The following is an 11,911-nucleotide window of genomic DNA, read 5'->3' on the forward strand; positions in this document are numbered from 1 at the left end:
CGCCTGCAATGCCGCGGCCGCCAGCTGCGCATTGTCGGCGCGCAGCAGGTTGCTATTGTCCAGCAGGTTCCATCCACCGAGCACGGTGACCGTGCCCTGGCCGACCTGCACGCGCACGGCCTCAGTGCCGGCCGTGCCGCGCAGGGACCACAGCGGTGCGGCCAGCCGATTCACCGGCAGGTACTGGGGGCTGAAATATGCGCCGCAGGCGCGATAGACACGGCTGTCGGCGTAGCTCGCGATGACCTCGGCGGGCTCTTCCAGCGCGCGGCAGTCCATGTCCTTGACGGGTTTGGCCAACGGGCGCGGCGGCATCGCGGGCGACTCCCACTTCAAGGGGCTTTGCTCCGTGACGGGTAGCCAGTCCTTTAGCGATTTATGGCCGGCCAGGAAGCCCGGGATGACCAGATGCCCACCCTGTGCCACCCAGGCACGCAGGCGCTGCGCGCGTTCAGGGAACAGGTCCCAGTTGCGCGACACCAGCACCAGCCGGGCTTGCGGCGGCGGCATGGCATCCAGGCTTTTGTGCCGCACGACCCGCGCACCCAGGGCGACCAGCAGTTTTTCGGTGGCGTAAAGCGGGTTGGTGAGGGCCTCACCCTTGGCTGGCGTGGGTGTGTCGACGTCCACCCATTCGGTGGCCGACATCAGCCAGGCGCTACCCGCCAGCAACAGCACGCCGAGCAGGATGAGGATCAGTCGGTCCCTCATGCGATGGCTTTCGCCGGGGCGATGGATGCGCCCAGCCGCGCGTCAAATTCGGCGCACAGCGCCAGCACGCCGGCCGTGGGCGGCAGGCGTCCGCCATAGGCCGCCAGCTGCCAGGCGGTCACCAGTCGCGCGAAAAWCTCCAGCGACATGGGCGCCAGCCGGCCCTCGCTGAGAGCCACGCATTCGCCTTCGGTGCTGGCGTTCCGGATGGGCACCGCATGCAGGTGGACCAGGCGGGAAAGCGCGCCGCGGTAGAGCAGCGACAGCGCGGGCCGCCGCTGGCCGCGCTGCCAGAGCGACGCGACTTCGGCGCCCACATCGTCGGGCAGGCTTTCAGGCCGTATGTCCAGGCTGCCGATATGGCTGGGCAGGGGCGCCATCCGGTGCCGGCCGCCGCCGGCCCGCACCTTCACCCAGCGCCGTATGCCGACCACCAGCCAGGCCAGGGCCAGCGCGCCCAGCGCCCACACGAGCAGGCGCGCGCCCTCGGACACCTTGGCCACCAAATCCTTGAGCCAGTTGAGGCTGTCGCGATCCTTCTTTTTGTCTTCCGGCTTTTTGTCCTGGCTCTTGAAGCGCAGGGATTTTTCGCTCTTGCTGCTGGGCAGGTTGGGATCGGCACGAACCCGGTCGGCGGCCGATTGCACCTGCTGGCGCGAGGGCGGCTCGGCTGGCGCCGCAGCCGGGTTGGCCCACGATGACATACCCGCCATCACGACGCAGGCCGCGGCCCATCGCCATGAAAAGCACCTTGCGGCGGCGTGGCGAGAAGCCATCATGGCCGGCCTTTCGCCGCTGCGGGGGTGAAAGCACGGCGGAATTCCTGTTCGATGTCCCATGCCTCGAGTTCAACGCGCCGGTTCAGGTACATCGCAAATCCGGCGGCCACAAAAAAGGGCTCGATCAAACCGACGACGAAAGCGTACACCGCTGCAAAAAGCAGGCTTTGCGCCGAAGCCTCCGAGTCGAGCAGCCAACGCCAGACGTCTCCGAAGCTGCCTTCAGGAGCGAACCACAGCAGCGCCGACAGGATTGCGAGTTCGAGCGCGATCTCGACATTGGCAAAAATCATCTGCATGCCGGCGCCCGCACCACGGCGCCCGCGCAGCAATTGGTCGCGCCGCTTGCGCCTGGCGCCGCCGCGTTGGCCTTCGAGCTGATCGACGGCCTGCGTGAATGAACGCCAGGGAGACAGGCGCCGCCACAGCAGTGTCCGGAGCAACTGGCCGCCCCAGACCATCCCACGGCGCTGCCAGAGGTCGTTCCACCGCGTGGGCTGGCCGAACACCGCGCGTGACAGGATGAACAACAAGGTACGGTCAAACCAGGGCTTGAGCCAGAAAATCAACAGCCCGGGGAGCCAGCCGGCAAACTCCGCCGTGCACAGCACCAGCACGATGACGACCACATACATGGGCAGGAAAGTGCGCCAGATGGAATCGGCATGGCGGCGCACCAGTGCGACACCCAGGTCCGCGGCTTCGGCCATGGGCCGCGGCCGCAGTGCAACGGCGAGTGCATCAACCTGCATGGTGTTTTCCGGGGTCCGCGGGGACGGCGCGCGGCCTTCCCTGCCACCCGAGGTAAGCCAGCACCAGCGCCCAGCAGGCTGCGCCCGCACCATATTTCACAGCGGGCGTGACCCATCGCGCCGAAGACCAGAAGGCCTCGACGGCGGCAGCGATCAGCAGGAGGCCGATGACGCCGTAAATCACCACGATGGCGTGGCGGGCCGCCAGCCGGAGCGCCTCTAGCCGGGTATGCCGGCCCGGCGCGATCAGTGCATAGCCCAGCCTGAGTCCCGCGGCGCCCGCCAGCACGATGGCGGTCAGTTCAAAGGCGCCGTGGGTGATGACGAAGGAGCAGAAGTTCTGCCCGTGGCCGGCGGCGATCAGGTAGCCGCCGACGGCGCCTATCTGCACCCCATTGAACAGCAGCACGCCGGCGCTGCCGACCCCGCCGAAGATGCCGGCCGCGAAGCAGCGAAAGCCGATGCCGATGTTGTGCATGACGTAATAGCCGAACATCTGCCAGTCACCACCGGCGTCGCGGTTGCGCCCGAAGGACCTTGCACTGTCGCTGTACATGCCGTCGAACTGCTGCACTTGCGCCGCGTCCATCAGGTGCAGGATGAAACCGGGGTCGCGGTAAGTCGCCAGGCCGGCAGCCAGTAGCGGCAGCACGAACAGCAGGAACGCCACCAGCAGGTAGGCCCGGTGCGCGCGTACGGCTTGCGGGAAGTCAACCAGCGCCAGCCGTCCAAGGCGCGCCAGGCCGTAGTCGTGCTGCCGGTAAATCAGCCGATGCGCGCCTTGCGTCAATGTTTCGAGCCTTTGCGTCAGGTGAACGGGATAGGCGCGAGCCTGCGCCAGCGCCAGGTGCTCGCAAACACGGCGGTAGAGGGTGGCCAGCCGCGCACCGTCGAACTTGCGCTGGGTTTCGGCGATACCGATCACCGTTTCGAGTTCGGTCCAGAGGGGCGCATACAGGGCTTCAAATTGCAGAGGCGTCATCGGCGCGCGTCTCCTTCACGCCGGCCCATCAGCCATTGCGCCAGCCCGAGCAGGCGTTGTGTGGCGCTGCTGCCTGGCACACCTGTGCCAAGCACGGGCTCTGCCAGCGCTGCGAGTTCGCCGAAACGTTCAGGGGTTAATCGCGTTGCACGGCCGGCCCAGGAGAGCACCGAGGCCTGTTCGGTCGCGGATAGCGGCCGTGCGGGGGCCAGCGGATCAGCCAAGGGAACATCGCCATGAAGCTTGACTGATTCGCTAAACACCACAAGGGTGCCGGCGGCCAGGTCACCCAGCCGTTTGCTGTCGCTGCGCCAGAGGACGCAGAGCAGTCCGGCACCAAACAGCGCCGGCATGAAGTCGGCGGCCCGCAGGAGGTTGCGGGTCAGCGAGGCGGCAGGCGTTACCGGCAGGCCGGAATCCATCACCACACGCAAGCCCATCGCGCGCTTGCCAGGGGTGGCCGCGGCGCGGGTCAACTCGAACACCACGGGATAAAACCACTCGAGGCCGAAGTAGGTCACCAGCAGGATTGCCGCGCCCGCCTTGCCCATTGCTCCGACCACTACGGCCACAGCGATAAACAGGCAGGACCGTATGGCCAGGTCAATCAGGTAGGCTTGCCCGCGTGCCACGATGCCGGCGGGCCGTAAGGACAATGTGATGCCCTCCGGTGTTTCGGCCGTGTACAGCGTGTCGAGGCGCGCGGTTGTCACAGGGCTGGGCTGCCTGTCAGATCTTGAAGACCACGGTGTCCGCAATCTCGTCATGCAGGCAGCGACGGGATTTCCGGAAAATCATCAGGCAGTCCAGCAGGGAATAGACCCACAGGACGACCACCATGATGCTGGCCGCGAACCCCGCGCCATATCGGAGGGCCAGGCGCTTGACGGAAACGGACTCTCCCGAAGGTCGGGCAATGCGTATCTTGAGCAAGACCTTGCCAATCGTCTGGCCCCGTGTCGCGAGCAGGTAGCCGTTGAGCACAAGAAAAATCAGGGCGCCGACACCCATGCTCACCAGATCGACGGACCACATGTCGCGTCCTTCCGTGTTCCAGGGATTGAAGGGCGTCAGTACCGACACCAGCCAAAGGAAGAGGGACTGAATAACAGCGTCGAGCATCACGGCGCAAAATCGCCGCATGCGACTGGCCAGCTCAGGCCCCTCTGACGCCGCGACCACGTCGTCTACGCTGGCCTGCGGCGGCGCATAGCGCGCATCGTGCTGCGGATTGTCCATCGTCCTCTCCCCATGCCTATTTTGTTGGGTTGATTCTAGGGCCTCTTAACGACATTGCTGCAAGATAGGAAGGACGTAAAAAAGGCCCGCATTTGCGGGCCTTTTGGTGAGGTGCCGCTTATGCGGCAGAGGTCGGCGCGTTTACTGGCCGGCCGATTGTTCGAAAGGCAGCTTCACAGCGCCGAGATCGCGCCTGGTCTCGACCAGCACCAGCGGGCCTTCGTCGGCGACCACCAGCGGTGGGCGCTCACGCGGTACGTGGACCGGCTTGGCTTCGGCGGCGATGGCGGCTTTGGCTTCGGCGATCTTGGCGGCATCTGAGTTGACCCACTGCAAGCCTGAGGACTGGGCGACCTGAACCAGGTCCTGCAGGGGCAAGTCGTAAGACTGAACCTTGGGCAGGCTGGCAGCAACCGGCACAGCGGCTGGCGCCGGTGCGGGGGCAGGAGCTGCTACGGGTGCGGCAACGGCTGCTGGGGTCACGTAGGCTGGAGCCAGTACAGCAACCGGAACGGCGGCAGCCACCGGTGCTACAAATTCAGGAGCTGCTTGCGCACGCTGCTCTTGGGCTTGCGGCTGATTAGGTTCCGAAAATTCGGCTTGCCCGCTTGCCTGTCCGGCTTCTGCAGGTTGCTCGCTGCGCTCACCGTTTTCGCCGCGTTCGCGGCGGTCACGGCCATAGCGGTCCCGGCTGCGGCGTTCGCGTGGCTGGCGTTGGTCTTCGGCCTGGCCGTTTTGTGCAGGGGCGATCACATTGCCGGCATCGTCCAGTACGGGGGCTGCCGCTACGGCTTCAGGATTGAAGCCGGCGCTGCCTTCAGCGGCAGCATTCTGGCCTTCGGCGCCTTCAGGGCGGTCTGTGCGGCGGTCGTTGCGACGGCCGTTGCGGTCGCCGCGGTCACGGCGGCCTTCACCACGCTCTCCACGCGGTTCACGGTTGCCTTGTGGGCGTTCGCCGTCTTGCGGTGCGCGTTCCTGGCGCGGCTCGCCGGCTTCACCGCCCATGGCGGCTGCCATGGCGGCCTGGTTGGCCAGTGCGAGGTCCTGCTCGACGGAGTCGCGCTGAATGCGCTCACCACCGCGCTCGCCACGTTCACCGCGCTCGCGGCGGCCGCGGCCTTCGCGGCTGGGGTTTTCGCTGCGGGGCTGGTCGCCGGCATTTTCAGGACGGCTTTCGCCGCGGGCTTCACCGGCTGGGCGTTCCTGGCGGCCGGCTTCGTTGCGGCCTTCCGGGTTGCGTTCGCGGCGCTCGCCGCCACGGCCTTCATTGCGGCCTTCGCCACGGCCCTGGCCCTCTGGGCGTGGTTCGCGTCCTTCGCGGTTTTCGCCTCGGCCTTCACCGCCGCGTCCTTCGCTGCGGCCACGCCCACCGCGGCGGCCGTCGCGGCCTCCGCGTTCGCCGCCACGRTCCGAACGCTCACCGCGTCCATCGCCACGGCCATCGCGGCTTTCACGTCGGCCTTCGCCGCGCTCGTCTTTTTTCACTTCTTTGGCGGCAGGTGCCGGGGCTGGCGCTTCCGCGCCGCCGAAAAGGCTCTTGATCCAGCCGAAGAAGCCTTTTTCTGCGGGTGCAGCTGCTACCGGGGCAGGGCGGCGCGACTGGGGCTTGGGAGCCGCCTGTGGCGCCACTTCCGGCTTGGGCGGCGCGATCGGCGCAGGTGCATCGGGCAAGACGCCCTTGATGATGGGCTCCTGCTTGTTGTGCTTTTCCTGGCTGCGGCGCGTGACGGTGGTCGGATCCTCGATTTCGTCGGCCATCTTGTAGCTGGCGGCGATGTTGTCCAGGCGCGGGTCGTCGTGCTTCAGGCGTTCCAGGCGGTAGTTGGGGGTTTCCAGCGTCTTGTTGGGAACCAGCAGCACGTTGATACGCTGCTTGACTTCGATCTTGGCGATCTCGGAGCGCTTTTCGTTCAGCAGGAAAGACGCCACGTCGACCGGGACCTGGCACAACACCGAGGCCGTGCTGTCCTTGAGGGACTCTTCCTGGATGATTCGCAGGATCTGCAGTGCCGAGCTTTCGGTGTCGCGGATATGGCCGGAGCCGCCGCAACGCGGGCAGGGGATGGACGCGCCTTCCGACAGGGCGGGGCGCAGGCGCTGGCGGCTCATTTCCATGAGGCCGAATTTGCTGATGGTGCCGAACTGCACGCGGGCGCGGTCTTGCCGCAGCGCGTCGCGCAGGCGGTTTTCCACGTCGCGGCGGTTGCGCGACTCTTCCATGTCGATAAAGTCGATGACGATCAGGCCGCCCAGATCGCGCAAACGCATCTGGCGCGCCACTTCGTCGGCGGCTTCGAGGTTGGTGCGGGTGGCGGTTTCTTCGATGTCGCCGCCCTTGATGGCGCGGGCGGAGTTGACGTCGACCGAAACCAGCGCTTCGGTGTGGTCAATGACGATGGCGCCGCCGGAGGGCAACTGCACGGTGCGCGCGTAAGCCGACTCGATCTGGTGCTCGATCTGGAAGCGGCTGAACAGCGGCGCGTCGTCGCGGTAGCGCTTGACGCGGTGCTCGTGSTCGGGCATCACGTGGKYCATGAACTGGCKGGCCTGCTCGTASASGTCGTCSGTGTCGAWCAGGATSTCGCCGATGTCGCTGTTGAAGTAGTCGCGGATSGCGCGGATSACSAGGCTGGATTCCTGGTARATCAGGTAGGCGCCCTTGCCGCCCTTGCCGGCGCCGTCAATCGCGGTCCAGAGCTTGAGCAGGTAGTTCAGGTCCCACTGCAGCTCCGGCGCGCTGCGGCCGATACCGGCGGTGCGCGCGATGATGGACATCCCGTTGGGATATTCCAGCTGGTCCATGTTTTCTTTAAGCTCGGCCCGGTCTTCGCCTTCGATACGGCGGCTTACGCCACCGCCGCGCGGGTTGTTGGGCATCAGGACCACATAGCGGCCTGCCAGGGAAACGAAGGTGGTGAGGGCCGCGCCCTTGTTGCCGCGTTCTTCTTTTTCGACCTGGACCAGCAGTTCCTGGCCTTCACGGATCACATCGTTGATGCGCGCCTGGTTGACGGGCACACCCTGGGCGAAGTATTGCTTGGAGATTTCCTTGAACGGCAGGAAGCCGTGGCGGTCTTCGCCGTAGTCGACGAAGCAGGCTTCGAGTGAGGGCTCGACGCGGGTGACGACGGCCTTGTAGATGTTGCCCTTGCGCTGTTCGCGCCCTTCAATTTCAATTTCGTAATCGAGGAGTTTTTGTCCATCGACGATCGCCAGACGGCGTTCTTCAGCCTGTGTGGCGTTTACCAGCATCCGTTTCATGGGTAGCCTTCCTTATCGTTCTTCGTTTTGATGTCATGTCTTGAACATCAATCACATGCCCAAAATGGGCCAACGACGCCGGAGGGACGCAGTGCGAACTGGAGGAATTGCCGGAGAGCTTTTGACAGCGCGCGGCCGACCGAAGTGAATCGGTCAGCGACGTGGTCTGGGCGTAGGCGCGTGGATGGAGCGAGCAGGGGTCAAACGGGTGGATGCTACAAAAAGAGTAGCTGCTTGCGCCCACTGTACAAGGGCTGGCGGCTGATTTATGCCAAAAGCAGGGCCCACGAATGTCGTGAGGCGCCGCAGGCACATATAAATCAGACTGACCAGTGTTGTCATCAGAGGGCTACCGTTAAGGACTTGATCTCGACTGGATCCGCATGCAGCCTGTTGTTCATGACTTGGGCTGCACACATGGTATTCCGTAGTGTTGTTCGCAAAACGTCGACTCTTCTACCGTGCAAAGACGCTCGCCGCGAGGTGCCTTGCACTCGTCGCTTGCGGGCAATTGCCGGCGTGGGCATCGACCTTCCAGCGAGGCTGCTTGTTTGCCTTTTCAGGGCCGGGGACTTGCGTGGACTAAACTCCAGACAAATCAACCACTTACAGCGCATCGCTAGTGAAACACATTATAGGGTCAGCAAAGGGCTTGGCAAGGAAACCCGGGAAAACACCGGTATGGCCGCCCGCAGCCGTGTCCGCGCCCACCCCGGCGCCATCCACTCCACCGGCGGCGGCCCCGGCCTCGCCGCAGGCCACGCTGGTGACGGTAGATGAAGACTATGCGGGCCAGCGCCTCGACAATTTCCTGATCCGCCAACTCAAGGGCGTGCCCAAAACCCATGTCTACCGCATCATCCGAAGCGGTGAAGTGAGGGTTAACAAGGGCCGGGCGCAGGCCGATACGCGGGTGGAGACCGGCGACATCGTGCGCCTGCCGCCGGTTCGCACCTCTGAGCGGGCCGGGCAAAAGGCCGAGGCCATGGCCCAGGAAATCGCCCGCCACGGCGCGAGTTCGACTACGGGCGGCTATGCGCCGTCCCGCGAATTCCCGATTCTGTTTGAAGACGACTTTGTGCTGGCCATCGACAAACCGGCCGGTGTGGCTGTGCACGGCGGCAGCGGCGTGAGCTTCGGCGTGATCGAACAGCTGCGCATGGCCAGGCCCGAGGCTGACTTTCTGGAGCTGGTGCACCGGCTGGACCGCGAAACCAGCGGCATCTTGCTGATCGCCAAGCGGCGCATGGCGCTCAAGCTGCTGCAGGAGCAGTTCCGGGAGCGTGAAACCGACAAGGTCTACCTGGCGTTGGTCGGCGGCGACTGGCCGGCCAATCACCGCGTGATCGACAAGGCGTTGCACAAGTATTTATTGCCCGATGGCGAGCGGCGTGTGAAGGTGGTGCCCAACGACCACCCCGACGGCATGCGTTCGGTGACGCTGGTCAAGGTCAAGTCGGCTTTTCCTGCCAGTCCGCTGGCGCCCGCAACGCCCTTCACCCTGCTCGAAGTCACAATCAAGACCGGCCGCACGCACCAGATCCGCGTGCATCTGTCCAATGAGGGGCATCCGATTGCCGGTGACGACAAATACGGAGACTTTGAACTGAACCGGGCGCTGCAGAGGTCCGCCCCGGGCACGGCATCGCTCAAACGCATGTTTCTGCACGCCTGGAGCCTGAAATTTAACCATCCCAAACTGCGCAAGGTCGTGCACCTGCAGGCGCCTTTGCCGCCTGAGCTGCAGCAGTTTTTGCCGGCGCAGGTTTCCACATGATTCACAGGGGCCATGAAGCGCCTGGCTCAAACAGTGCAGCCAAGCCGATACGGGGAAGGTTCAGCGGCCTGGCCGGAACAGTGCTGATGTTTGTTTTTGCCGGTCCTGCCCTGTACGGTGTGGCGTATTACCTGGTGGCAGGTGAGCTTGGGCGCGGCGAATTCCGGTGGAGCGAAGTGCCCTCGGTCATCTTTTGGCCGCTTCTGACGGAATTCATGTTCTGGGTGTCGTGGGGGAATGTTGAAACGATGCTTCTGTTTCCGCTCCCCACCCTTTTGGCGGCCGCGGTTTTTTGGCTGTTGAACAGGCGTGTGGTGCCTTCCTTGAACGCCGTGTCTGCGTTTCGTTTTGTTGTTTCCAGATCGGCAATCTGCCTGGTGGTTTGTGTGTGCGCTTTTGTGACCTTGAATCCAGGGACAGTGACGCAGGGATGGGACATGCAAACCCGAAATTTCGATCTGATCGCTTTCGACTGGGATGGCACGCTGTTTGATTCGACCAAAATCATCGTGCGCTGTATCCAGGCCGCGGTGCGTGATGTGGGCGGCACGGTCCCCACCGACAAGGAAGCCGGCTACGTCATCGGCCTGGGCCTCATGCAGGCGCTGGCTCATGCCGCGCCTGATGTACCCCCCGAAAAGTATCCCCAACTGGGCGAGCGCTACCGCCATCACTATGCTGCGCATTACGACGACCTGAGCCTGTTTGAGGGCGTGCTTCCCCTGCTCGACGCCCTGAAAGCGCGCGGTCACCTGCTCGCGGTGGCCACCGGCAAGTCGCGCCGCGGCCTTGACGAAGTACTGCGCACCATAGAGCTCAAGGGCGTGTTCGACGGATCCCGCACGGCTGACGAGACGGCAGGCAAGCCCGATCCGCGCATGCTGCATGAGCTCATGGCGGAGTTTGGTATTCCCGCGGGGCGCGTGCTGATGGTGGGCGACACCACCCATGACCTCCAGATGGCGGTCAATGCTGCTTGTGCCAGTGTGGGAGTGAGTTATGGCGCGCATGAGCCGGACACATTTACCGCGCTGTCGCCGCGCCATGTCGCGCATTCGGTGCAGGAACTGCACGACTGGCTGCTGGCCCACGGGTAGTTTTCGATGACGTCCACGGAACCCCGGCAAGCTTTGTGCAATAGCCGCGACCTGCTTGAAGGCGGGTTGGCAGTGCCGTTCGACGTCATTTATGCCGGGCAGACCTGCCGCGCCTTTGCGGTCCGTTACGAAGGAATGGTCCACGCGTATCTCAATCGCTGCACCCATGTCGCGATGGAGCTGGACTGGCAGCCCAACCGGGTGTTTGATACCGGGGGGCAGTGGCTTTTATGCGCCAGCCATGGCGCCGTTTACCGTCCGGATACCGGCCTGTGCGCCGGCGGGCCTTGCCAGGGAGGGCTGGTCAAAATCGAGCTTTCAGAAATTGAAGGGGTTGTTTATTGGCATTCTGCTTACAACCTTAAACCGCTACAGTTCTAATACCTCTCTAAACTATCGCCCATGAACGACCCCCATCGCCCCGACCCTCCCATGGACTCTGATTCGCTGCGCGAATCGGATTTCCGGCCCAACCAGCCGGAATCCCTTCCGCCTTATCCCCAGGCCAGAAAATCCGCCGTTGACCCTTCCGCCCCCGGCTGGGAGCGCGYGACGCTTGAGAAACTGGCTTTTGCTGCGCTCAACGAACAAAAAGCCACGCGACGCTGGAAAACCTTTGTGCGCCTGTCCTGGCTGGCGTTTTTCATCGCTCTGGTATGGATGGCACTGCACCGCGGCACGCCTGCCAGCGATGCGACTGTTCCGCACACGGCCGTGGTGGAAATAAAGGGTGAAATCGCCGCGGGCGCCGACGCCAGCGCCGAGTTCGTCAACGCTGCGCTGCGTGCCGCCTTTGAAGACGAAGGCGCCAAGGCGGTTGTGCTGCTGATCAATTCGCCGGGGGGCAGCCCGGTGCAGGCCGGCATGATGAACGACGAAATCCTGCGCCTGAAGGCCARGCACAAGAAGCCGGTTTACGCTGTGGTCGAAGAAACCTGCGCCTCCGCCGCTTATTACATCGCTGTTTCGGCCGACAAGATTTACGTCGACAAGGCCAGCATTGTGGGCAGCATCGGTGTACTGATGGATGGCTTTGGCTTCACAGGCCTGATGGACAAGCTGGGCGTGGAGCGCCGCTTGCTGACGGCCGGCGAAAACAAGGGATTCCTTGATCCGTTCAGCCCGCAAAGTGAAAAACAAAAGGTCTTTGCACAGGCCATGCTGGACCAGATCCACCAGCAGTTCATCGCGGTGGTCAAAGCCGGCCGCGGTAAACGCCTGAAGGAAACGCCCGAGATGTTCAGCGGCCTGTTCTGGAGCGGCCAGCAGGCGGTGGAACTGGGCCTGGCCGACCAGCTCGGCAACCTTGAGTA

Annotated in this window: 11 protein-coding genes; 4 read left to right on the top strand and 7 right to left on the bottom strand. The window is 64.2% G+C overall.

Annotated elements, in window-relative coordinates; all coding sequences use genetic code 11:
• The 7 genes from AC1D1X_RS08270 to AC1D1X_RS08300 all read right to left on the bottom strand — a co-directional run.
• Positions 1-711 (bottom strand): DUF4350 domain-containing protein (locus AC1D1X_RS08270; RefSeq protein ID WP_477698120.1); only part of this gene is annotated, 711 nt, incomplete at its 3' end.
• The gene (locus AC1D1X_RS08275) at positions 708-1,490 is read right to left on the bottom strand and encodes a DUF4129 domain-containing protein (protein WP_477698121.1); all 783 of its coding nucleotides are present in this window, start codon (positions 1,488-1,490) and stop codon (positions 708-710) included. The genes AC1D1X_RS08275 and AC1D1X_RS08270, both read right to left, overlap by 4 nt.
• The gene (locus tag AC1D1X_RS08280) at positions 1,487-2,242 is read right to left on the bottom strand and encodes a hypothetical protein (protein ID WP_477671301.1); all 756 of its coding nucleotides are present in this window, start codon (positions 2,240-2,242) and stop codon (positions 1,487-1,489) included. The genes AC1D1X_RS08275 and AC1D1X_RS08280 overlap by 4 nt, the downstream gene beginning before the upstream one ends.
• Entirely contained in the window at positions 2,232-3,224 is a 993-nt protein-coding gene (locus tag AC1D1X_RS08285; RefSeq protein WP_477671302.1) for a stage II sporulation protein M, read from the bottom strand. Before AC1D1X_RS08285 ends, AC1D1X_RS08280 begins: the two co-directional genes overlap by 11 nt.
• The gene (locus AC1D1X_RS08290) at positions 3,221-3,937 is read right to left on the bottom strand and encodes an RDD family protein (protein WP_477671303.1); all 717 of its coding nucleotides are present in this window, start codon (positions 3,935-3,937) and stop codon (positions 3,221-3,223) included. The genes AC1D1X_RS08285 and AC1D1X_RS08290 overlap by 4 nt, the downstream gene beginning before the upstream one ends.
• A gap of 16 nt (positions 3,938-3,953) precedes the next feature.
• Positions 3,954-4,463, bottom strand: a complete 510-nt coding sequence (locus AC1D1X_RS08295) for an RDD family protein (protein ID WP_477671304.1) — start codon at positions 4,461-4,463, stop codon at positions 3,954-3,956.
• 141 nt (positions 4,464-4,604) lie between these two features.
• Positions 4,605-7,724, bottom strand: coding sequence for an Rne/Rng family ribonuclease (locus AC1D1X_RS08300; protein ID WP_477698122.1), 3,120 nt, complete (start codon positions 7,722-7,724; stop codon positions 4,605-4,607).
• A gap of 622 nt (positions 7,725-8,346) precedes the next feature.
• Between AC1D1X_RS08300 and AC1D1X_RS08305 the strand changes: the two genes are divergently transcribed.
• From AC1D1X_RS08305 to AC1D1X_RS08320, 4 genes are all read left to right on the top strand, one after another.
• Positions 8,347-9,501, top strand: coding sequence for an RluA family pseudouridine synthase (locus AC1D1X_RS08305; protein ID WP_477671306.1), 1,155 nt, complete (start codon positions 8,347-8,349; stop codon positions 9,499-9,501).
• A 437-nt stretch (positions 9,502-9,938) separates the two neighbouring features.
• The gene (locus AC1D1X_RS08310) at positions 9,939-10,598 is read left to right on the top strand and encodes an HAD family hydrolase (RefSeq protein ID WP_477671308.1); all 660 of its coding nucleotides are present in this window, start codon (positions 9,939-9,941) and stop codon (positions 10,596-10,598) included.
• A gap of 6 nt (positions 10,599-10,604) precedes the next feature.
• Positions 10,605-10,979: a Rieske (2Fe-2S) protein gene (locus AC1D1X_RS08315; RefSeq protein ID WP_477671309.1), complete on the top strand. Its 375-nt coding sequence runs from the start codon at positions 10,605-10,607 to the stop codon at positions 10,977-10,979.
• 21 nt (positions 10,980-11,000) lie between these two features.
• Positions 11,001-11,911, top strand: a 911-nt coding sequence (locus tag AC1D1X_RS08320; RefSeq protein ID WP_477698123.1) for a S49 family peptidase, incomplete at its 3' end; no start/stop codon positions are given.

This window comes from Polaromonas sp. P1_G4 (genome assembly GCF_056405475.1).